Below are 24,657 nucleotides of genomic sequence, written 5' to 3'. Positions count from 1 at the left end.
TTGTGCATCGGTTGGAATCACCTTGGTGGTTGCATCATTGATCAATGTACCTCCACCATAGTCAACCGTGAAGGTCACGGGGACATTCGCCACCGGATTTCCATCCTTGTCGCTGACAAACACCACCAGTGGTCGTGGGAGTTCGGTGTTGAGCAACCCAAACTGGGAATTCCCGGTGGCCAGCGTCACCTGACTGACTTCTCCAGTTGTTGGGAGTGCCAGATTTGGGTTGCTGATGGCGGTCAACTCAGTTGGCGAAGACACATTTCCATCCGCATCGGTGGCCACCAGGGTCAAGGTGTTCGCGCCGGGGTTGAGTTCAACCGTGGCGACAAAGATTCCAGTTCCAAGCATCGCCTGGGTGGTGACGGGGGATTTTCCACCACCGATTGAAATCACAGCACCGGGTTCAGCTTTCCCGTGAATGGTCTGGTAGGTCAACCGCGTCGGCGAAGTAATCGGAAACAAGGTTGGTGGGTCCGGCGGCGTTCGGTCTGGCCCAATCAACCGTATTTCCGCTGCTCCAAAATTATTGACACGATCCCGTGCGATGATCCGGATATAGGTCGTTCCTTCACTGATCGGGACATTTTCCGCTGTAAAAAGGCCATTTGTCACAGTTGCTTCAACTCCATTCACATTGACACTAACTGGGGAGGTTTCATCTACATTCCCCTGGATGGTCGTTGTTGGAGTCAGAATTACAGTTCCATCTTCCGGGGTGATGTTTCGGATGACAGGTGAAGTTTGGTCAACAATGATAAAACGGATGTCTTCTTGTCTATTTCCACCGGAATCGACCGCCGTGGTTTTTATTTGATTGGTTCCTTCGATGAGAGGAATGATCCCAGAAAAAGCACCTTCTTCATCAATTGTCAGCAGCACATTATTTGCGGAAACGGTGACTCCGGATCCGGTTACAGCGCCTTCAACCTTTACTTCATTTGATGAGGTGTAGTCGCCATCTTCTGGACTGAACACAGTCAACGAAAGCGGTTGTGGCTCCTGGCGGTTCACGGTTCGAGTCTGTTCTGTCTGATTTCCAGCAGCATCCACGGCATGCACAAGCAGGGTGTTTGGACCTTCAACGAGCGGAATGATGGCTGAAAATTCATTTCCAGAAAGTGTTGCGGCGATGTCATTGACCGTGACGCTGGTGGTTGTGGCATCAGTCACCGTTCCAGTGACCGTGATTTGAGCTTCAGCCGTGGTTGTCCCATCTTCAGGAGAAGTGACAGTTAAAACTGGCGCGGCGGTATCAAGAACCACACTTCGCGACGCACTTGAAGCATTTCCAAACGCATCGGTGGCGGAAACAGCAATGGTGGTTGAGCCTTCGGTGAGCGTCACGCTGGCGGTAAATTGTGTTCCGGAAAGGGTTGCGGGCTGGTTGTTGACCGTGACTGTAACCGTGCTGGCATCGGTGACTGTTCCAGAAACGGTGACTGGTGAAACATTGGTGATCAAACCTTCGGCGGGTTCAGTGATGGTGATGACAGGTGGGGTAGTGTCCTGCGGAACCTGGAGTGTGACGGTTCGGGTGGTTTCAGTCTGATTTCCGGCGGCGTCTTCGGTTCGAATGACGAAGGTGTTTGGGCCTTCAATCAGAGACACGACGGCTGAGAATTCATTGCCATTTCGGGTGGTGGCGACATTGTTCACGGTCACCGTGGTTGCGGTGGCATCAGTCACGGTTCCGGTAATGGTAATCTGAGGTTCGGTCGTGACGGCTCCGTCTTGCGGGGAAGTGATATTCAGAACTGGAGCGGTCGTGTCGAGCGTGACGGTTCTGGTTACCGTTCCTACGTTTCCAAAAGCATCCGTGACTAAAACGGTAATCGTGTTTGAGCCTTCAGCCAGCGTGACACTGGTGCTCAATTGTGTTGCGGAAAGAGTTACCGGTTGACCATTGACCGTCACTGTCACGGCACTGAAGTCAGTCACTGTCCCGGAAACAGTGACGAGAGAGGTTTTGGTGATCAATCCTTCGGCAGGTTCGGCAATCGTGATGACCGGGGCGGTGGTGTCTTGTGGAGCTTGCGCCAGGATGGTGACGACTCCGCCTCCGTTGACGGTCAACCGGTCACAGATGACGTTTCCAGTCAATCGGCTGTTGACGGTGACGCTTCCGGCGGGAGCGTTCACTTTTCCGAACATCTGGCTGCCTCCGTTGAGGGTGACACCTCCGTTGGAAACATTGAGCGTGAGCCATTGCGGGTTGGCCGCGTTGCCGATGCTGCCGTTGATGTTCGTTCCATTCCGAAGCGTCAACGTGACTGGTCCGACGATTTGAAGCTGGGTGCCTCCGTTGAGGGTTAATCCTTGCAGGTTGTAAACCGCTGGTTCAGTTGAGTTTGCAATGCCGAAAATCAAGACACTGCTGCCGTTGACGGTAAAATTCCCATAGGTTCCGGCTGGAACAGACCGTGTTCCCGCATTGCCGTTCAAAGTCAAATTGCGGAGCGTCGCAAAGTCTCCGATCTGGTCGTTGGGGTTGTTCAAACTGACATCCCGTGTTCCCGTCGGGGTCGGAGGCGCGGCAACTGGTGTCAATGCAATGGGATTCGTTCGATTGACCAGATTCCCCAGTGTGGCATTGCCATTGAGTGTCACCTGATAATTGGCTGGAATGGCACTTCCGCTGCCTTCAATCACACCGCCGAAATTCGGGTTGCCATTGCGGCGCACTGTCGGAGTTCCGGGTACATAGAGCTTTTCGGTGATCGTCGCGCCACCGTTTAACGTGACGTTCTCTGGTGTCAACTGCTGGATGCTGCCTTCCAGTCGCCCATTGATTGACGGCGCCCGCCGCGAAATCGCCCGGTTGTCAGTCCCACCTGCGTCAGCGGGTGGGTTTGGGGATCCAGTCAACGTTGCCAATGATGCCCACGACACCGTGTCAGTACCACCTGCGTCAGCGGGTGGGTTTGGGGATCCAGTCAACGTTGCCAATGATGCCTGCGATACCGTCAGGGCAACTCCAGAAATCAGAAAAAATGCCAGAAATAGAAGGCGACGAATAGTGGTCATAATACCATTGAGGGTTTAGGGTTCGGGGTTCAGAGTTCAGGGAAAAGCAATTATTTCAATAGCTTAGCCTTCTGATAAGAGTGGTATAAGTTGGTTGAAATATACTGTCGGGCAACCCACCCGCTCACGCAGGTGGTACTGACATTCATGGTTGCGCTGATTGAATATACTGTCGGGTAACCCACCCGCTCACGCAGGTGGTACTGACATTTGTCGGGTAACCCACCCGCTCACGCAGGTGGTACTGACATTTGTCGGGTAACCCACCCGCTCACGCAGGTGGTACTGACATTGGGCCCAGGCGTTGGTGAACTCATCCACGCCCGATCTTCATCTGGGCACGACAAGCAATTTCCGACAGTTTCGAGAATGGCAAAAGTAAAACCGACCGCCTGAAGGCGGGACTCTCAACTGTATTCACCTGAAAGCAACGTCTGACTTGAGAAAGTATTCCTTGATGACCGAAGAATAACCAACCCGCAACGCAGGCTGGGCAGCCTGGGCAAAAACCCCGGCAAATGTGCAGATGGCCCAAAAATAAAACCTGCTCGTGACACAGTAAGCCCCTCTCTTCAATTTGCAAGCTTTTTTTCAGGAGATTTCTGTTTTTCTTCAGCAGTTGGATGAAACTTGTTCCAGCCCATTGATTGAAAGAACAAGATTTTTGTACGTGCCTGGCAATCCAAATGACGAGCAATTCAGGTAGGAAGAAAAAATCTCAGCAACTTGATTTTCAAGCTTCATTTTCAAGAAGTTCGATTCAAAATCCAGAAACTTCTCTTGAAATAATCCCTCTGGATTGAATATTCTTGGCTGTCTGTGTGTTCACTTAAACTCAACAATCTTCTTCAACCTTTATCCCTCTGTCCCTGGTTAACCGTGCTGCCTGGAATTTTGATGTGGAGCTGTTTCTGTGGCAAAGAGTATTGACGAACAACTCACCGATCTTGAAGACGACATCCGTAAACTCAAGATCGAATTTGACATCTACTTCAACGGTGGGCGGAAACGTCCCCCGTATGATACTCGCGACCGGGTTGAAGCGATGATCAAACGAATTGGCGATGACCGCTCAATGCGCTTTGGCACTCGGTACCGCTACAACACGATTGTCTCCCGCTATACCGCCTTTCGAGAACTGTGGCGGCGCAGCCTCCAGGACAAAGAAGAAGGTCGCGACCCGCGAGCCATTTATGAAGCACAGGCTGCCGAACGAGCTCGTGCCGCCCAGCAAAAAGACCTTGATTCCAGCTTTGGCAACGAACCTGAATTTGAACTCGATCTGGATAGCGCCTTTGACTCAATTCACGAAGACAAGGCAGCCGTTTCGTTCAAACCTGTCAAAGTTTCATTTGACGACCCTCGCCATCAGGAAGAAGGCATCAAAAAACTCTACCAGAGCGTGATTTCCGCCAAGCTCCAATGCGGCGAATCCATTGATAACACGTCGTTTGATCAGTTTTATAAAATGATCGTCTACAACACGAACAAAATCAAAGCCACCAAAAATTGTCAGGAAGTCAACTTTTCGGTGGATGTTGAAAATGGTCAGGTCAAATTCAAAGCCGAACGGGGTGATACCTAGTGAGTGAAATAGTGAAGTAGTGAAGTAGTGAAGTAGCGAAGTAGCGAAGTAGTGAAGCAGGCAAGTAGCCAGATTCGTCAACTTTGATTCTCAAAACAGGTTATGTCGCCTTTAAACTTTGCCCGTGGGCTTCGCACCACGGCTATTTTACAACGCTCCTGCGGAGCTAAATCATTGATTTTGCTCATAATTACCCAAGCTAAGAATTGTTATTTCACTCCTTTACTCCTTCACTCCTTCACTATTTCACTATTTCACTATTTCACTATTTCGCTATTTCACTCCTTCGCCATTTCACTCCCATTCACCCACTTGTCACAATGGTTTTGATGATTTCCAGGAGTTCACGCCGCCGGAAAGGCCGGGTGACGATTCCACGGAAACCCAGTTCAAACGCCTGGCTTCGCTGGGAATCCATCCCCATCCCTAAAATTCCAACCACTGGAATCTGAACCAGCCGCAGGTTGGCCTGAAGCCGCCGAAACACTTCAACGCCGCCCATTCCAGGAATTTCCATATCAACCAGGATCAAATCAGGCGGCGTGCGTTCGGCCATTCGGAGGCCGGCGTCGGCGGTGTTGGCAGTGGCAATGCCGTATCCTTCGCGTTTGAGGGTTGATTCGAGCATCCGCAGGCTGTCTTCCAGATCATCAATAATTAAAATGACCGGCATCAAGGGTTTCACTTCGCCGGTAATTCGGCTGATCTGGTACGAGCCACTGCGTCGCTCAGGCTCCAGGCTCAATTCTTTGATTTCCGCAGCCGGAAGCCGGACAAAAAAGGTGCTCCCCTGGCCACGTCCCTTGCTGGTCACATCCACACTGCCGCCGTGGGCTTCGGTAAACGATTTCACCAGCGACAAGCCAATCCCGAGCCCGCCAAACCGTCGAGTCGAACTGCCATCGGCCTGGCGAAACCGTTCAAACACAAAGGGCAGAAATTCACTATCGATCCCAATCCCGTTGTCAGTCACGCTGACTTCAACCCCACCTGAAGTTTCCTGCGAGGTCAGGCATACGACTCCGCTTTTTTCGGTAAACTTAATGGCATTGGTCAGTAAATTCCAAAATACCTGTTGCAGCCGGTTGACATCAGCATTGATTTTCGGGAGCCGGTCACTCAACTGCATTACCAGGTGAACACCTTTATTTTCAGCCATTTGCTTGACGGTTTGAACCGCCGACTGGATGGCAATATTGATATTGGTCAGCTCCAACTCAAGTTTAAGCACTCGATTTTCCACCCGTGACAAATCCAGCAAATCATTGATGAGTTGTTTCAGATTCTCAGCATTGTGATGGATGGTGCTGATGCCTTCCTGTAATTCGTCATCGTCGTACTGACTCACCCGGTCTATCAAAACCTCGGACCAGCCCGTCACTGACGTCAAGGGCGTGCGCAACTCGTGGGACAGGGTCGCCAAAAACTCGTCTTTGAGGCGACTGGCTTCACGAATATCCTTCAAGGCATCCTGCAAACTGGAGATCAACTGCGCGTTTTCAACCGCCACCCCAACCTGTCGGCCAATGGCATTGAGCAACTGAACCTCGGAAGGCGCAACCATTTGTCCCCTCCGAAATCCAAAAACCATCACCCCCAGCACCCGATCCTTGGATTGCAACGCGATGACAATCAGTGATTCAACTTCAAGCTGATCAATGATTTCACGAAAGGATTGGGCAAATTTGGCAAATTTTTCGGGTAATGTTTCAAAAATCAAGGGGTACGGGGTCGTCAAAATGGTGTTGACCAGGGTTCGATCCCGCCGGGCACGTTTAAAGATCGTCAAGACCGCATCGGAGTGCTCGCCCTGGTACGAGACCAGCCGCAACAACGGGGTCGCCAAATCAGATTTTTTGCCCAGTCGGGCTCGCCGTGGATGGGTTTCATCCACCAATACCACCAGCCCGGCACCGGCGTGTACCGCCGCCGTTGCTTTTCCAAAGGCGCTCGAAAGAATTTGATCAATTTCCAGTGATTTGGTGATTTCCTCGGCAATGGCGTTCAGGGCCGAAAGTTCGCGGTTGCGTTGCCTGATTTCCTGCTCGGCCTGTCGTTCGTGGGTGACATCGCTGACCACCATCACCATTCCCATTAACTGGTCGTTTTCGTCCTGGATTGGGTCAATGGTTTCCCGAATAACGTGCCCGGCCAGATCAACAAACTCGGTTTGAACACTTACCTTGGTCTGCAAAACTTCAGAAATTGGATGATCGTCCTGAAATCCATCTTTGGGAACAATCAGATTCCAGGCACTCTGGCCAACCATGGCTTCAGGCACGTCAAGGCTGCACAATCGCGCCAGGGAAAGATTGGCCTGAACCACCCGTCCATCCGCATCAAGCAGCGCGACTCCGTCAGTCATGGCATTAAATGATGCCTGCCATTGCTGCTGACTTGCCACCACCCGTCGAAACAGGCGGGCATTCTGGATGGCCACATTTAACTGAGCGGCGACCGTTCGGGCCAGGTCAATTTCGCTCTGCTGCCAGGTGTGTGATTCTTGACAATGGTGTAATCCAATGGATCCAATGAGTTCCTGGGCTTGAAAAATTGGAATCATCACCAGTGATCGAATTCCGGCGTGATGGAGCAAATGCCAGTGATCAGTGACCAGCCGGTCCAGTGAATGCGCATTGAAATCATTGATGATCAATGGGGCCCGAAACGAACCAACCACCTTGATTCGCGTCTGGTTGAGAATTGCATTGTTTTTGATTGAGGAAATACCTGGGGCGCAATATTCGTGCTGGATGCCGGGCCAGAACTTCTCACGCGCGGTAAATAATGAAATGGTGCACCGATCCACCTCCAGCGTTTTGCCCAACTGCTGAACCACGTTTTCCATAATGGAATCAGGGTCAAGTGATTCGCGCAACCCAGTCAGAATGCGATTGAGCGTGGCTTCCCGCTGGGCCTGAGCCTGCACATGTTCAAATAACTGGGCATTGACAATCGCTTCGGCGGCCTGTCCGGCAAAAATTTCGAGCAGTTGCAGGTCTTCGGTGGTAAATCCTGCTGGTCCGTTGGCCAGATAAATGTATCCAATGACCTCCCCTTTCATCCGAAGCGGGCACAACATCAGGTTGCGAATTTTCCACTGCTTGAGGAAGGTGACCGGCAGCCGCGAATCCTGCTGGGCCTGGTTGCTGAAATAGGGCATATCCGGGTGCGGCAGTCCAGAGGTGAGCGCCTCACATTCATCCTCGCGAAGTACATCAACCAGGCTGACAATTGGCGAATCACCCGAACTATGCCGATGCTCCAGGTCACACGCCTGATACATAAATCGTAACCGGGGCAGCAACTCAGCCGGAACATTGTACCCAGGGGATTGGGCCGACAAATAACCAGTCCGTTTGTTGAGTAACGCCAGTACACACATTTCGGCCCCAAGACTGACGGCAACGCGCTGGGTAACCAGTTCAAATAACTCACGCAAATCCGTGTATGACGACAACACCCGCGACATTTCAAACAGGTTCGACAACTCTCGCCGGTTGCGTTCGCTTTCGGTAAACAACTGGGCGTTCCCAAGCGCCACGGCCAGTTGGCGGGTCACGGCCCGAACCAGACTGATGTCGTCTTCGCTCCACCCACGGGGTTGTTCATACTGATGCAACCCTAAAAACCCGACGGCTTTTTCACCAACATAAATCGCACTATAGAGCGCCAGCTTGACCCCGAGCCGCTTTAAAAAAGCCGACATCGGCGGCGCCAGCGGTAAGCTGGCCTCCGCTTTGAGATAGGTACATTCGTCGTCCATCACAATCGGTTTGCCGCTTGACAGCACGCGCTGGAGGGTTGGGTTGTCGAGCACTGGAATTGGAATTTCAACCACGCTTTTCCAGGTACGGGCCCGAAATTCATACCGGGCAAAGGTTTCCATATCGGTCGCCAGACACTGGGCAATGTAACAACAATCAGCATCAAGACTGGTACCCAGAGCATCCACGGCGTGTTGTAACACCATGTCGGGGTGAAGCTGGCTTCCAATCGCCATCCCAATCCGATTGATGAGTTCCTCACGCCGAGCCACCTGCTTGGCGGCATGCGACCGTTTCTCCGATTCATCAAACGTCTGAACTCGCTGGATACCCGCCGCCACCTGATCCCCAACCTGGCGTAAAATATCCACTTCACGCCCGCCAAAAACGTCTGGTTTTTGGCTTAAAAACATCAACACGCCCAGGCTTTTTCCTCGGGCCAGCAGCGGAATGATCGTGCACGAAGCAAACCCGCGTTCAATCCAATCAGTCCGGACTGGAAAAAATGCCTCAGTTTGAAAATTTGGAATCACCAGCGGTTGCCGCTTGGCCAGTGCCCGGCCACACAGGGCGAACCCAGCCGACAGCCACTGCCCAAAGGTAAACCAGCTATGTTCGTGCAGCGCCTGGGAATGTAGCTTTAATTGACCCGACCGTTCATCGGCCAGCAACAGGCTGGCCAGATCAAAATCCACCAGGGTTCGGGTGAGGTTAACGAGTAATCGAAAGATTTCATCAATACTAAAGCTGGCGTTGAGTGACCGGCTGATTTCATTGATGACGTTGAGCCGATGGACATCGGTTTCGAGTTCGGCAAAGTTCTGGGCGGCTTCAATCGAAGAGACCAGATGATTGGTCGCCACCTGCAAGAATCGCACCTCGGCCAGGCTCCAGGTCCGGAGGCTCATCGTCTCAAGCGTTACCAATCCAAGCAAGCGGTCCGCTGTCTGAAGCGGAAATACAATCAGGCTTTGCTGGTCTCCCAGTTTTCCCCAGGGCAGTTCGTACCTGGAAGGTGAAACATCACTTTCCGTCAGACCCGGATGCCAGATTGGGTGAAATCGGTTTCGAAATTCACGCAGCAACGGGAACCGCCTGGTTTCAAAGACATTTCCCAACTGGGCCAACACTGGCAATTCAGCCGTGGGTTGGGCGGCAAATGATTGTTTTGCCTGTTCGTCAATTGCCTCCGCCGCAACTCTGGCGGATTGCCCTTCATCTTCCCAAATCAAGAGTCGGCAACAACTTACCTGGTATGCCCGTCTCAATCCCTCGACACATCGGGCCAGAACCTGCCCAATTGGAACCAGCGCACCTAACGACACTGAAAAGTACTGAGTGGCCAGTTCCACATCGGTCAAGCGTGAAGGCTCAGAAAGAGGTCTCAAATTGACAGGTGTTGGCATAAAGTGACAAGGTGATCAATGACAAGGTGACCAATGACAGGATGACAAGGTGACCAATGACAACGTGACCGATGACAGGATGACAAGGTGACTTTTTGACAAGATGACCAGTGACAGGATGACCAGTGACAAGGTGACAAAGTGACTGTTTGACAAGATGACCAGTGACAGGATGACAGGATGACAGGATGACAAGGTGACTTTTTGACAAGATGACCAGTGACAGGATGACAAGGTGACCAGTGACAGGATGACGTTCTGTCACCTTGTCATTAGTCACTTTGTCACCTTGTCATTAGTCACTTTGTCATTAGTCACCTTGTCACCCTGTCACCTTGTCACCTTGTCACCTTGTCACCCTGTCACCCTGTCACCCTGTCACCCTGTCACCCTGTCACCCTGTCACCCTGTCACCCTGTCACCTTGTCACCTTGTCACCTTGTCACCTTGTCACTTCCCTTTCCCAGGTTTGAAGCGATGTACAATCCGAATGGGAGCCGCAAAAAAGTCGAACGCTTCACGCAACCGGTTGACGACATAGCGTTCATAGGAAAAATGCAAATCTTTGTTGGTGGTGTTGGTAAACAGAACAAAGGTGGGGGGGCAGCCGCGAGCCTGGGTGATGAATTGGACCTTCACAGGACGTTTGGCCGGGGTCGTAGCGCGCGGATTATCGAGATTTTCAGAAAAGAATCGGTTGAGCTGGCTGGTGCTAATGCGATTATAGCGGGCCTGATACGCATGAATGGCCGCATCCAGCAATTTGGGGACACGCTGTCCGGTTTTAGCGGAAGTAAAGATGACTGGAGCGTAGTCGAGAAACTTTAACCGCTCGCGAAGCTGGCCTTCATAGAGTGACAACGTGGTGCTGTCCTTCTCGATTAAGTCCCATTTATTGAGCGCAATGATGACTGAGGTGCCGGCATCTTGAATATAGCCGGCAATGGTGGCATCGAGGGCGGTCGGGCCTTCGACGGCATCAATCAGAATAATGGCAATATCGGCACGTTCGAGCGCTTTGCGGGCCATAATCACTGACAGTTTTTCAGCCATTTCCGTCGTCTTGCCCTTGCGGCGGATCCCAGCGGTGTCAATCAAGCGAAAGGTTTTACCATCGTGTTCCAGGAGCGAGTCAACCGAATCGCGAGTCGTGCCAGCAATCGGGCTGACAATGACGCGTTCTTCACCAAGCAAACAGTTGACCAGCGATGATTTCCCTACATTTGGGCGACCGACAATCGCCACGCGAATTTCGGTGGATGGTTTCGGGTCGGGCTCATAGGGAGCGCTGGTGAATTCGACGATTTCATCCAACAATTCCCCGACTCCGGCGCCGTGCTCGGAAGAGACCGGGAAAAACCCGTGAAATCCAAACTGATAAAATTCCTGGGCCGCCAGCGCAACTTTTGGGGTCTCGGCTTTGTTGGCAACCACATACACGGTCTTTCCGGTTTCCCGCAGCAACCGGGCAATTTCCTGATCCAATGGGGTAATGCCGGCCCGCGCATCAACCATCCACAAAATCAGGTCGGTGTTTTCAATGGCGATTTGCGCCTGACGAAAGATATTGACGGGGATTAACGCTTCATCATCCGGAACGATACCGCCAGTATCCACCAGCTCAAAATGATGGTTTTGCCATTCGACCGTCCCAAAATGACGGTCACGGGTAATTCCAGGTTCATCGCCAACAATCGCCGCCCGGGTGCCGGTCAGTTTGTTGAACAGGGTTGATTTTCCGACATTTGGGCGGCCAATGATGACCACATTGGGCAGCACGACGGGGTCTGTCGCCACGGTGCCTTGCGTTTCGGGTACTTCAGGTAATGGGTTCATGGTATCTGACATAACAACTTCTTTCCGTTCAAAAGCCCAAGTGTAGTCATCTCTTCGCGATGCCGCAAGGTAGTGGGCTGAAGACTTCGGGCTGAAGGCATTGGGCTGAAGACTTCGGGCTTGGGGCAATCGAAGGGATGAGGGATGAAAGATGAGGGATGAAATAAAGCCAATTTCTTCAGCTCGCTGTCTCCTCAAGATAGGGTGATTCTGATTGCACCATGAAAAGCAAAATATGCTATGCTCTCCGCCGGCTTCTACCTCCCAATCAACCACAACTTGCCGGATTTTTGCAAAGGCAGCACTACCTTGCGGGATGATCGTTCGCTCGGCATAAAAGAATTTGATTCACCCATCCACATTGTAGATTTAGAAAGAGCAGTCTGGGGGCTATATGAGTGAGAATCTTGACCAAAATGCCTGGGGCACCCTTCGCTATCGGGACGTCACGGGAAAAGAACGGGTCGTGGTGCTCAACAAAGCACCGTTTACCATCGGACGACTTGGCGATAATCACCTTCAACTTGATGATCCCTACATTTCACGTCATCACGTCGAACTGGTCTTCGACGGGAAAACCTATCGCATGCGTGATAAACAAAGCACTTCCGGGAGTTTTGTCAATGACACGAAGGTGACGGAAACGATTTTGAAAACGGGTGACCGCATCAGCCTTGGGCGTCGTAATGGCGGTATTGAACTCATGTTTGAGGCCATCACCCCGAAGGAAGAGCAAGATACCAGCCAGGAGCCGGTTGCGGTCAAACCGACCCCAGCCCCGCCAGATGATCCGCATCAAATCATGTCGGTGATTGACCACCAGCAAACCCGCTATCTCAACACTTCGCTGATTGAGCAGGCGAAGATGATGAACAACAACACGTTCAATCGGTTGCGGGCCCTCTATGAAATCACCAGCACGATCCTCTCGATGCAAAGCCGAAATGACCTGTGCAGTAAATTGCTCGAACTCCTGTTTGATCTGCTTCCGGCTGAACGCGGCGTCATCATGCTGGTGGATGGGTCATCGGACGCGTTGAGCATTAAAGCTGCCAAGCATCGCACCAACACCGACTCAAGCACCGTCCATCCGAGTATGACGATTGTCAACCGGGTCTTTAAAGACAATGTCGCCACCCTGTGCCTCGATGCTCGAAGCGATAATCGGTTTGCGACTCAACAGAGCATCATTTTCCAATCCATCCGGTCGGTCATTTGCGCGCCAATCAGCTCTAATACCCGAACCTGGGGCGTGTGCTACCTTGACAACCTCACCAAACAAAAGAGCTTTGAAGAAGAGGAACTTGAATTCCTGATGGCGGTCACCCGACAGGCGGGAATCGCGCTTGAAAACCTGCATCTGCTCGAAGAACAAAAAATTACCTTTGAAAGCTTTGTGCGGACACTTGCCGCCTCAATTGACGCCCGCGACGATCTGACAGCCGGACATTCGGCCCGTGTGGCACGGTACTCGTCAACCATCGCCAAACACATGGGGCTGCCGGCTGAGGAACGCAAGATCATTTATTATGCTGGATTGCTGCACGACTACGGAAAAATTGGAACCCGCGAAGCCATCCTATGCAAACCCGGCAAGTTGACCCCCGAAGAATATGACCACATGCGCGACCATGCGCTCCACACACTGGAAATCCTCTCAGAAATCCATTTCTCCAGGGAAATGGAGAACCTGCCGTTGATTGCCAGCAGCCACCACGAAAATATTGACGGTTCCGGCTATCCCTTTGGCATGACTGGAGATCAGATTCCACTCGGCGGAAAAATCATTGCCGTGGCTGATTTCTTTGACGCTCTCACCCACAAACGCCACTATCGCGAACCGATGCCCATCGAAGAGGTACTGGAACTCATTGATGACGCTTCAGGATCGAAATTTGAGCCAATCGTGGTTACAGCGCTCAAAGATTTCGTCTGGAAAGAATACATTCCAAATCAGAAGAAACGCGCCGAAGCTGAAGCTCGCCGGAATCAGCAAACCGGAAAACAGATGCCAGCCGGAATTCCGCAAGCCGCCCCGGCACCAACCATCGAAATGAGCGAAGGGGTGAAGTGAGCGAGTAGTGAGTAGCGAGTAGCGAGTAGTCAGCAACTGACACTGTGGCACGAAGCTCACAATTCCAGTCAGTCAGCATCAGGTTCGACAAGCATAAGCGCCCGGATAAAGGTTTTAGGCCCGCAGGGTCGTCGTGTGATAGCCGTGGTGCGAAGCCCACGGTTCCGGCCAGACCCAAACACCCAGGTCCTGCAGGGGTGGTGTAAATCACCTCGAAATCAGGAACTTTCCCTCATAAGCGCCAGGATAAGAAGAACTGAATTCCTTCTGTATTCACCAACCGATGCCTTTGTCTGGCTTGGGTTTCGTCCTGACGGGGACCGTGGGCTTCGCACCACGGCTATTATACAACGACCCTGCGGGCCTAAAACCTTTATCCTGGTGCTTATGGTCATCAGTGTCAGGTTCGGTAAGAGCGCTCTAAACTGTCCAGGACTGGCTGCAAATAGTGAATCTGCTCCTCTGATGTGAACCGTTCGACAAACGGCACCGTTGCCAGCACCCGAACCCCCAGGGCTTGAAGTACGTGGACATTGTCTTCGTCTTCAAGCCCTTTTTGTGGATCCGACTGGTTGAGAATAACGCCCAGGCACGTGATATTGCGACGTTCCAACTCATTGAGTGTCAATAGAGTATGGTTGATCGTTCCCAATCGGGTGCGGGCGATGACCAGCACCGGGAATCCCAGCCGTTGAATAAAGTCCGCCACGGTGATGTATCCAGATTGACGGTTTCCGGCCAGAGGAACGAGCAATCCGCCGGCGCCCTCCACCACCACCCAATCCGCCGTGGATTGTGCCTGCCGAACCAGATTGACACATTCGGCCAAATTGAGTTCAACACCGGCGCGTTCGGCAGCAACCGCCGGTGCCAGAGGCTCAGCCAGTGCATAGCGATTGACCTCAGACAATGGGCAGGTGGGAAAACTTGAAGCGTGCCTGAGTTCGAGCGCATCAGTTGGCGCCAAATTCCCTTCTTCATCTGGCAAACACCCTGATTCCACTGGTTTTACCACCCGTACAGTCTGGCCGGCTGCGACCAGTGCCGCGACCAGTGCGGCGCCAACTGTGGTTTTTCCGATCCCGGTATCCGTGCCGGTGATAAAAATTCCTTTTCCGTGGTGATGTGTCATATTCAGTTTTTCTGTCACAGGAGATCAAAGCGGCGTCAAGTAGGCCGCACGCCAAATGGACCTCCTGGATTCAGTTTTGCTTTGTGGCAATTGATTTGGTAAGGTGCCGAGTTTCCCGCTTCGTGAGGGAAATCCATCTTAATCAGATTCACGGCTGAGAGGGCAAGAGGTTCTTTGCTTGGACAGACTAAAAGCCATTCAAGACACAATTCAAACCAGTATCGAACTCAAACAGCGTTTTTTTGCTGAACACTCCGAAATCGTTCTGAAAGCCGCCCGGCAAACGGCGGAGGCAATTCGACGCGGCGGAAAAATTTTAATCTTCGGCAATGGCGGAAGCGCGGCAGATGCCCAACACTTTGCCGCTGAACTGGTTCACCGACTCGACCACACCCGCCCGGAACGACCTGGAATTCCAGCCCTGGCATTAACCACTGATTCCTCAACACTCACCGCCATTGCCAACGATGCCTCATTTACCCAGGTATTCAGCCGTCAAATTGCGGCCCTGGGGCGACCAGAAGATGTGGCAATTGGCATTTCCACCAGTGGGAATTCGCCAAACATCGTCGAAGCCATTCGACAGGCCAATCAAATGGGCATGTTCACTATCGGGCTGCTTGGCAAAGACGGAGGCCAGTTGCGGGAACTCGTGGACCTCCCGTTGATTGTGCCCCACCATATCACGGCCCGCGTTCAGGAAGTCCACCTCATCATTGAGCATTTGCTGTGTGAACTGATTGAGGAAGAGCTGTTTCCTGAAATAGCGAGTAGCAAGTAGTGAGTAGCGAGTAGTAAAACTAAAACACATTTAGTACCTGATTAATATACATAACCTTAGTTAATTGATTGATCTGAAATGTATTAGCTACCTTTCACTTTTCCTGGCTTGACTACTCGCTACTCGCTATCTCGCTATCTTCTGATTAACCTCAATTTAACATCCTGCACACATACTGTGGGCAAATCCATTTCTCCTGATCCAAAATCCGGCTCTTATGCCCCATGCCTTCCACACAAGCGCTGAAGTTCTCCCACTCACCTCTCTTGTGGCTGTTCATTTTCTTCAGAAAACTCACCTGAAAGGAATGTCCTCCTTTTCCAGACTGACTTTGCCTTTTGAGGCATCAAGCAGCGGAATCCGATTTTATGTTTGAACTTTTTGACTCCTCACTCAGCACTGGCACCCAGATTATTCTGATTCTGTCGCTACTCATCGCCTGCGGGTTCGAATTCGTCAACGGCTTTCATGACACAGCCAATGCAGTGGCAACTGTTATTTACACCAACTCCTTAAAACCCTGGCTGGCCGTAATCTGGTCTGGATTCTGCAACTTTGCCGGGGTGCTGATGGGGGGAATTTCAGTGGCAATGGGGATTATTTACCTGCTGCCGGCGGAATTGCTGGTGAACAAAGGCACGGGCGCTGGACTGGCAATGGTCATGGCCTTACTGCTGGCTGCCATTTTGTGGAATCTGGGGACGTGGTATTACGGCTTGCCGGCTTCAAGCTCGCATACCTTGATTGGCGCCATTTTAGGCGTTGGGCTGGCAAACTCAATGCTTCCCGGCCATACCTTTGGCGACGGAGTCAACTGGGGTAAAGCCACCGAAATCGGACTTTCGCTGCTGGTTTCACCATTGACTGGTTTTTCACTGGCCTTCTTTCTGCTCTGGCTCTCCAAGAAACTGATTCCCAACAAGAAATTGTACTCCGTACCAGCCGAAGCTGAACCGCCACCCTGGTGGATTCGCCTGATTTTGATTGTCACCTGTACCGGCGTGAGTTTTGCGCACGGTTCAAATGACGGACAAAAGGGCGTCGGGTTGATTATGCTGATTCTGATTGGAATTCTCCCGGCCAGCTACGCACTCAATGCCACACTGACCCAGGCCCAGCTTACCCAAACCGTGGAAGCCGCCCGTCAGCTTGATTCAGTATTGCAACGCTATGACGATTCCAAACCGTTGCTTCAAATTGGGTTTGCCCCAGACGGCGGAGGAACACCCACCCCAAACACCCCAACTCTGGGAACTCCGATTTCAAACCTCAGAGCGGAACTGGCCGACATCCAGACGGTCCTGGCTGGAAAAAACTCAGTCAGTGAAATTGCCAAAGATTCACGTTGGACGGTTCGCAAAGATATTCTGCTCATTGTTTCGAGTCTGTCGAAACTGGAAAAAAGCGGCAAACTTAAATTCTCAGAAGAAGACAGTAAATTGGTGAAAAAGAACCTGTCGCTGCTTCGTGGGGCGACTGATTATGCCCCATTGTGGGTCTTTATGGCGGTGGCGATTTCACTTGGCATTGGAACCACGGTTGGATGGAAACGCATCGTCATTACAGTCGGTGAAAAAATCGGGAAGAGCCACCTGACCTACGCCCAGGGTGCCAGTGCTGAACTCGTCGCGATGTCCACCATTGGGCTGGCGTCAACGTTTGGCTTGCCGGTCAGTACCACCCACGTGTTGTCATCCGGGATTGCGGGCACGATGGTGGCCCAAAAAGCCGGACTTCAGGCATCAACCATTCGCAACATCGCGCTGGCGTGGATTTTGACCTTGCCTGTTTCAATTTGTTTGTCAGCCGTGTTGTTTTTGACCTTCCACTGGCTCATTGCATAGACACTGAATGATACCAGTTAGTGGTTAGTGGTTAGTAGTTAGTGGCTAACAAACCAGTAAATCCATTCTAATGAATTACTTATATTGTTTTTCCAACAAAACTATTTCATTAGAAGTATAGTCAAGTAATTCAATGAAATGAAATTTCTGAACTACTCACGACTCACGACTCACTACTCACTACTCACTGGCATCATTGTATGGAAAATTTTGTTTTATCTGGCCTGGTCACTGAACTGTCATCTCTCCTCCGCCAGGCAGACCACCTCCGACTCGGTAAACTCTTTGCGCTCAACCTGAACGGCATCGCCTTGGATTTGCGACTGCGTGACAATCGGATTTTATGCCTCCAGCCCAGCCCTTCGGATGGTCGGTTTTATCTGACCGCGCTCCATCCCCGTGACATCGAAGCCCGCACCACCGGCGAACCACCACTCCTGCACCGTTTGCGAAAAGATCTGGCGGGAGCAACGCTGAGTTCTGTTTTCAAACCGCTTGAAGAACGCTCCGTCACGCTGATATTTTCCGGGTTTGACGTCACCGGTGAGCCGGCTACGACCCACCTGCGGCTTGATTTGATGGGACGCGGGAGCAATTTGTACTGGCTCGGTGCGGATGAAACAATTCTGGATGTCCTTCGCCCAACCGATCAAATCATCATCGGAACCAAATATTATCTTCCACCGCAGGCTGACACGTTTGCCTGGGAGGAAATCACCCCGGACCATCTGGAAGGGCTTTCCGGTGAAGCACTTGAAACGTGGCTTCGATCAAATCTGCGTGGATGTGGCCGGATTCTGGCTCGTGAAATTGTTTTCCGAACCACAAGCCAGCCGGCCTGGGACGCCTTTCTGAGCGTCAAAAATCAACTAACTGCCAGACCATCCGGCTTTTTTTACAGTTGCCAACCCTTTGATCAGCTTCAAGTTGGCGCGTTTGATCCACATCGTGAGGTGTGTGTCGCCCCCTTTCCGCTGGAATCTCTGGGAAGCTGGTCAGTGCGGGAGTTTCCATCACTCCACGAAGCGGTTGACACGTGGTTTCAATTGATTGACGCCAGCGCGTTGCTGGCAGCCCGCCGCCAACCGTGGTTGACCGCCGCCACTGCCCACCTCAAGCGAACCCAATCCGCGCTCAAGAAACTGACGGCTGAACCCTGGGATGAAGCTGAAATCGAGAATTTTCGAAAATTTGGTGAACTGATTTTCGCCAACATCAAGACCGGGCAGCGAACACCAACTGGGCTGGTGGTGGTGGATTACTATGACCCGGACCAGCGTCAGATTGAAATTCCGGTGGATGAAGACGAAGAGCTTTCCGTCGCGGCTCAGAAATACTTTCGACGCTACCAGAAGTTGCAGCGGGCGCTGGCGGCGCGTGCCGAACGGCTCAAAACACTGCAGGCACAACTTGAATCGGCCCAGACGTCAGTTGAGTTACTCCGCGAAGCCCGCACCGAAGCCGAAATTGATGATGTTGTGGCGACAATTCGGCCCACAATACCGCTCGAACTCCGGCCTAAATCGCAAACGGTTGCCAAACCAGGTTCGCCAAACCAGACCCGATCCCGACAGCAAAATTCACTCTGGTCAGGCTTGCGGCACTATCGCGGGCCAAATGATTTTGATATCTACGTCGGACGCACCAGCCAGGACAATGACCGGCTGACGTTTAAGCTGGCGCGACCAAATGACATCTGGCTGCATTCGGCGGATTATCCAGGGGCGCACGTTGTCATTCGGAATCTGTCACGACAACCAGTTCCCCATCACGTGGTCGCCGCCGCCGCCGAGCTGGCCGCCTTTTTTTCGCAGGCGAAGGGCCTTGATAAAGTGAACGTGCATTACACTGAGCGGAAATTTCTGGCGCGTCCAAAACATGGCGCCCCAGGAATGGTACTGGTCCTGCGTAGCAAAACCCTGTTCGTCCCCGCCCGCGAAGTGCTGGAACGGGTTGAGGATTGAGGGAGAACAGGGCTTGGGGTAAAGGGCTAAAGACTTGGGGTTCGGAGTTCTGAAGGTATGCAGCCTAATGGAGGAGGAATAGAGGAATGAAAAATTATCCCTTTACCTATAAACACTTAGAACTGAGGTTAAACTGTCGAGATAGATCTATACGGAAGTGGCAATGAGCAAATTTAGCTAGACCAAATACACAAGTTATTCTGAGGGATTATGTCACCCCGTTTGATGTATTTTTTCTAACTATTGGCTTGCTATCTAACTCCTGCTTCTTTAGAATTTAGCTAGTAATCAGAATTTTAACTTCTCTAGCTAGATCCCTAGTAGTTTCATCATCAAAGTAAGCTAATAAACCATAAATTCGATTTAATATATTGATTTCAAAATAGTTTAATCATATTTATTTATCAAAACACCTAACTCTTACCTCACATCCAGATCAAGAATCTATTATGTCCTTAGAAAATGAAATACAGCAGGCACGGAAAGAAATTGTAGCTGATGGCTATGAAATGTCTATTGGGGAACTGATTAACCTTTATAAGGAAAATGAGTTGATTATTAACCCTGACTTCCAACGGCTCTTTCGTTGGGATAGCTTACGAAGAACTAGATTCATTGAATCTCTTTTACTTGGAATTCCCATTCCTCCAATTTTTGTATTTCAAAATGAAAATGCAATATGGGAATTAATTGATGGGCTTCAACGACTCTCAACAGTTTTCGAATTTGTTGGAATCTTAAAAAAATCAGAAGGTGGGGAATACCCTGCTTCTGTTTTAGAAGGCACAAAGTTTTTACCCAGTCTTTCCAATAAACGTTGGGAGCCATCTTCAGATAATTCAAAGGACGGAATAGGAAAATCACTTCAACTACAAATCAAACGCGCACGAATGCGTGTTGAGATTCTTAAGCAGGAAAGTGACCCCCAAACCAAGTATGAACTTTTTCAAAGGCTAAACACAGGAGGGGCTGCATTATCAGAGCAAGAGGTACGGAACTGTGTTGCTGCAATGATTAATAAACCCTTTTATCAATGGCTTCGCGAATGTGCTCTAAACAAAGATTTCCTAAAAACAATTGATCAAACAGACACAGCTATAGAGAAGCAGGCAGAGATTGAATTGGTTCTTAGATTTTTTTCATTTCGTATTTTCCGTTATAACGGAAAGGATGTTCACGAGTATTTAGACGATGCAATGGGATACCTTGCAACTACCCCTCTTCCATTCGATACAGAAAAACAAGTCTTTGAACGCACGTTTCAAATTCTAAACATGGCTCTAGAAGATAAAGCTTTTAAGAAATGGACTGGCAAAGATTTTGAAGGCAAATTCCTTATGTCCGTGTTTGAAGTAATTGCTATAGGTGTATCCAAAAACCTGGATTCATTAGAGTCTTTGTCACCGGACAAGCAAAAAGAATTCATTTGTAAAAAAGCAAAAGAACTTTGGGATAACCCAACCTTTCAAAAGAATTCTGGAGCAGGAATTCGGGGGACAACAAGACTGTCAAAACTACTTCCTTTAGCAGAAGGGTTTCTAAGACCATGAGTAAAATTCGGACGATTTTGCAACTTCAGGAGCATCTTGACGAAGAATTTAGCTGGCGAATTAAAGAATTAGCTAATCTCCAATTATCATTAAAATCCAAACCCGATATATTCAAAACACTGATTAGAGCTGGTATTCCTCTTACTTATGCCCATTGGGAGGGTTTTATTAAGAAAGCATCTATTGGCTATCTGGATTATGTTAATAATCAAAGACATAAATACGTAGAATTAAGTCCTTGTTTTATTGTTTTCGGATTAAAGAAAAAGTTAAACGAGTTTTCACAATCAAGAAAGTCTCGCTTAAACATTGAAATAATTGAATTTCTATCATCTGAGCTTAACAACCGGGCTCAACTTCAAATTGATACAGCAATTAATACGGAATCAAATTTGAGCTCAGAGGTTTTTGAAAACTTGATTCTGATATTTTGAAATGGCCCACTTTGGCACTCTGATTTGGCCCACCGAAGGGAGGAAGCGAGTACTCTTCTCCAAATACAAATGAGGGGAGGAGGGAAGATGGAAAGGAGAGCGAAAGTGGAACTGTTTGAACAAATGAGACGGGAGTATGAGTTTGGGATTGGAACGATCCAGGGAGTGGCAAAGAAATTCGGGGTACATCGGCGGATGGTGAGGCAAGCATTAAAGGATGCGAGGCCGCCGGAGAGAAAAAGGGCCGAGAGAAAAAGGCCAAAGTTAAAGGAAGTGGAGGAATACATAAACGAGATATTGGAGCAAGACCGGCAAGCGCCGCGCAAGCAGCGACATACGGCGAGGCGGATCTATGTGAGATTGGTGGAGGAAAAAGGAGGGGAGGTGATCTCGGAGTCGACGGTGAGGCACTATGTGGGGAAAAGGAAACGAGAGATGGGGATGGGAGGAAAAGAGGTGTATGTGCCGCAGAGTTATGAGTTGGGGGAGGAAGGCCAGGTGGACTGGTATGAAGCGTGGGTGGAGATGGAAGGAGAGCGCAAGGCAGTCCAGGTGTTTGTCATGAGGAGTATGGGAAGTGGAGGGGCGTATCACCGGGCGTATTGGAGCGCGACGCAACAGGCATTTTTTGAAGGGCATGAGAAGGCGTTTGAATATTTTGGAGGGGTGTTCAAACGAGTGAGGTACGACAATTTAGGGAGTGCGGTGAGGCGGATATTGAAGGGAAGGAATCGGGAGCAACAGGAGAGGTTTATCGCGTTTCGGTCGCATTGGAAGTTTGAGGCGAGTTTTTGTCAACCCGGGAAAGGACATGAGAAAGGAGGGGTTGAGGGGGAAGTGGGCTATTTTCGGCGCAATCATTTGGTGCCGATGCCGAAAGTATCAGATGTGGGAGAGCTCAATGCGAGGTTGGAAGAGTGGTGTGAGGCGGACCAGGGGCGAATGATCGGGGAGCGGCGTGAGGCGGTGGGTGAATTGATGGTCAAGGAACAAGGTGTCTTGCTGGGGTTGGCGGAGGAAGGATTTGAGATCGCGGAAGTATGTTTTCCAGTGGTGGATAGCAAACGATGTGTCAAAGTGAAAACCAATTTTTACAGTGTGCCGGTGTGGCCGGGGACACAAGTGAAGGTACGGGTGTTGGCGCAGGAAGTGGAAGTGGTGGGGAGCGACGCAGTGGTGGCCAGGCACGCACGGTGTTACGGGCACAATCAACAGATCCTGAATCTGGAGCATTATCTGGATGTGTTAGCCCACAAGCCAGGGGCATTGGCTGGATCCAAACCATTGGCGCAATGGCGGGCCGGCGGGCGGTGGCCGGAAAGTTTTGATCGGCTCTGGGAAAAGCTGCGCCAGCGGCACGGGAACTCAGATGGAACGCGAAAAATGATCGAGTTGTTGATGGCGGGACGGGAGTCGGGGTATGAGCGGCTCAAAGCGGCAATTGACCAGGCGGTGGAGCTTGGAGTCGGGGATGCAGCCGTGGTGCAGTATTTGCTCAAGGCGGATGAACTGCAGCGTGACCCAATCGAGAAAGTGGAGGTTGAGGGGCTCGCCCGGTATGAACGACCGCTCCCGGCCCTCTCCGAATATGATCAACTCTTGAGGCAGCCACTGGAGGTACAGGTATGAGTGAACGGAAGTCAAAAGTGGAAACCAGTTTGGATGAAGCCGTGGTCAAAGAGCAGTGCCGGCAGTTACGGTTACCAACGGTGGCGGCCCAGTGTCTGCGGTTGGCGGAAGAAGCTTCCCGGCTGGAGACAAGTCATGTGCGGTATTTGAGTTCATTATTGAGTGCGGAAGTCGATGAGCGAGAACGACGGGTGGTTGAAAAGCGGATTCGGGAAGCGCGGTTGCCACGGTTGAAAACCCTGGAGGAATTTGATTTTTCCGCAACACCGCACCTGTCAGCCGGGCAGTTGCGGCAGTTGGCGGAAGGCGGATACCTCGAACGCAACGAGCCGCTGATTTTGATTGGGGAGTGCGGAACCGGAAAAACCCATCTGGCAACCGCGTTGTGCGTGGCGGCCTGCCGCCAGAAAAAACGGGTGCGGTTTGTGACGGCAGCCGGCCTGGTGAATGAACTGCTGGAGGCGCAACATCACAACCAGCTCGGACGGGTGTTGCAGCGCTGGACGCGCTATGACTTGATCGTGATTGATGAAGTCGGGTATGTGCCACTGGCTGAACTCGGCGCCGAACTCTTATTTCAAGTGGTGTCGGACCGGGCGGAAAAAGCCGCCTTGATTCTCACCACCAATCTGCCATTTTCAGAATGGACGCAGGTGTTCACCAATGCCCGATTGTGCAAAGCCCTGTTGGATCGGGTAACGGACCGGGCCACGATTATTGAAACCGGGATCGAGTCGTATCGCTTTCGGCGAACCCTGGACAAAAAGCGGTGGAAAAAGACCCCCGCCGCGCCCCCTTGACTCGGCGTGCCCTCCTGGTCGTGCCGAGCGGGGGAGGAAACCAGGTCAAAACTCCCCCGCTCGCCCCTCCAGTTTGGCACACCGGTCAAGGGCAAGCCTGCGGGGCGCTCCCCGGCGACGCCACCAGGTTCAGTGGCCTCCGGCGGGCCTCGCAAAAGAGGTGCTGGTCTCGCCGAGAACCCACTCCCCAGTGACTCAGGTGTAGGTAACTGGCGGAGGATCTGAAAAGTTACCTACACCATCCACCTCACCAGTCACCGGCTTGGGATTCTTTGAGCACCTTCATCAACGGTTCAAAACCGTTACCATCTGTGCCGGTAACTTTTCGGGCCCGTCGCCGGTTACCGACACCAGGGAGTATCCGATGCACCGACCTGTCCTTCGTTCACAAACCTTGATGGTTCCCGCCGAAGCCCCAGGAGAAAAAAACCGGAGAATCCACCTCGATTCTCCCGCCTGGGAGCAATGGCTTGGCGACAACGACCGCCTGCGAGTGGAACTCTCCATTCGCCGGACTCCGATTACTTTAAGCTTGCGCAAGGAAATCAATGGCCGCCATAAAACCGCCTATTGGTATGCCTATACCAAAATTGAGGGAAAAACGCGCAAAAAATATGTTGGGCCATCTGCCGACCTCACGCTCGAGCGCCTGCACGCTGTGGCTTCGGCTTTCTTGGACCTGTAATCACCCAGCGTTACCTGGGACACCTTTGTGAACAATAACCTTGCAAACGCAATGTGAATGTTTGTCAACCTTGAAAATTCAGTCTCTGAGGTGGGCCAAATCAAAGTGCCAAAGTGGGCCAAATCAAGTTGCCAAAACCA

At 51.2% G+C, this 24,657-nt stretch carries 14 protein-coding genes; 10 read left to right on the top strand and 4 right to left on the bottom strand.

Annotated elements, in window-relative coordinates:
* Positions 1-3,030: hypothetical protein (locus HY774_18440; protein ID MBI4750465.1), on the bottom strand; the 3,030-nt coding region annotated here is incomplete at its 3' end.
* Between the two features lie 913 nt (positions 3,031-3,943).
* Between HY774_18440 and HY774_18435 the strand changes: the two genes are divergently transcribed.
* Positions 3,944-4,615 carry a hypothetical protein gene (locus HY774_18435; GenBank protein MBI4750464.1) on the top strand — a complete coding sequence of 224 codons (672 nt, stop codon included), beginning with the start codon at positions 3,944-3,946 and terminating at the stop codon, positions 4,613-4,615.
* Positions 4,616-4,919: 304 nt separating this feature from the next.
* On the opposite strand, the gene HY774_18430 is transcribed toward HY774_18435, so the two are convergent.
* The gene (locus HY774_18430; GenBank protein MBI4750463.1) at positions 4,920-9,788 is read right to left on the bottom strand and encodes a GAF domain-containing protein; all 4,869 of its coding nucleotides are present in this window, start codon (positions 9,786-9,788) and stop codon (positions 4,920-4,922) included.
* A gap of 450 nt (positions 9,789-10,238) precedes the next feature.
* The gene (gene der, locus HY774_18425) at positions 10,239-11,624 is read right to left on the bottom strand and encodes a ribosome biogenesis GTPase Der (GenBank protein MBI4750462.1); all 1,386 of its coding nucleotides are present in this window, start codon (positions 11,622-11,624) and stop codon (positions 10,239-10,241) included.
* A gap of 394 nt (positions 11,625-12,018) precedes the next feature.
* Here der and HY774_18420 point away from each other — a divergent pair, with 394 nt between their 5' ends.
* Positions 12,019-13,698, top strand: coding sequence for an HD domain-containing protein (locus HY774_18420; protein ID MBI4750461.1), 1,680 nt, complete (start codon positions 12,019-12,021; stop codon positions 13,696-13,698).
* A 400-nt stretch (positions 13,699-14,098) separates the two neighbouring features.
* On the opposite strand, the gene bioD is transcribed toward HY774_18420, so the two are convergent.
* On the bottom strand, positions 14,099-14,830 hold the full coding sequence (gene bioD / locus HY774_18415; protein MBI4750460.1) for a dethiobiotin synthase: 732 nt from the start codon (positions 14,828-14,830) through the stop codon (positions 14,099-14,101).
* 196 nt (positions 14,831-15,026) lie between these two features.
* Between bioD and HY774_18410 the strand changes: the two genes are divergently transcribed.
* From HY774_18410 to HY774_18375, 8 genes are all read left to right on the top strand, one after another.
* Positions 15,027-15,611, top strand: a complete 585-nt coding sequence (locus HY774_18410; protein MBI4750459.1) for an SIS domain-containing protein — start codon at positions 15,027-15,029, stop codon at positions 15,609-15,611.
* 368 nt (positions 15,612-15,979) lie between these two features.
* Positions 15,980-17,455: an inorganic phosphate transporter gene (locus tag HY774_18405; protein ID MBI4750458.1), complete on the top strand. Its 1,476-nt coding sequence runs from the start codon at positions 15,980-15,982 to the stop codon at positions 17,453-17,455.
* A gap of 200 nt (positions 17,456-17,655) precedes the next feature.
* Complete coding sequence (locus HY774_18400; GenBank protein MBI4750457.1) at positions 17,656-19,419, top strand: DUF814 domain-containing protein; 1,764 nt, start codon at positions 17,656-17,658, stop codon at positions 19,417-19,419.
* 449 nt (positions 19,420-19,868) lie between these two features.
* The gene (locus HY774_18395) at positions 19,869-20,969 is read left to right on the top strand and encodes a DUF262 domain-containing protein (GenBank protein ID MBI4750456.1); all 1,101 of its coding nucleotides are present in this window, start codon (positions 19,869-19,871) and stop codon (positions 20,967-20,969) included.
* A complete protein-coding gene (locus HY774_18390; GenBank protein MBI4750455.1) occupies positions 20,966-21,403 on the top strand; it encodes a hypothetical protein in 438 nt (145 codons plus the stop codon). The genes HY774_18395 and HY774_18390 overlap by 4 nt, the downstream gene beginning before the upstream one ends.
* A gap of 105 nt (positions 21,404-21,508) precedes the next feature.
* Complete coding sequence (locus HY774_18385) at positions 21,509-23,032, top strand: IS21 family transposase (GenBank protein MBI4750454.1); 1,524 nt, start codon at positions 21,509-21,511, stop codon at positions 23,030-23,032.
* Complete coding sequence (locus HY774_18380) at positions 23,029-23,832, top strand: ATP-binding protein (GenBank protein ID MBI4750453.1); 804 nt, start codon at positions 23,029-23,031, stop codon at positions 23,830-23,832. The genes HY774_18385 and HY774_18380 overlap by 4 nt, the downstream gene beginning before the upstream one ends.
* A 364-nt stretch (positions 23,833-24,196) precedes the next feature.
* On the top strand, positions 24,197-24,517 hold the full coding sequence (locus HY774_18375; protein MBI4750452.1) for a hypothetical protein: 321 nt from the start codon (positions 24,197-24,199) through the stop codon (positions 24,515-24,517).
* The last annotated feature ends 140 nt before the right edge of the window (positions 24,518-24,657 follow it).

It is taken from the genome of Acidobacteriota bacterium (assembly GCA_016208495.1).
In the GTDB taxonomy this organism is placed as follows: Bacteria; Acidobacteriota; Blastocatellia; order Chloracidobacteriales; family Chloracidobacteriaceae; genus JACQXX01.
The sequence above is the reverse complement of the archived record's forward strand: the minus strand, read 5'-3'. Positions and strand labels throughout refer to the sequence as shown.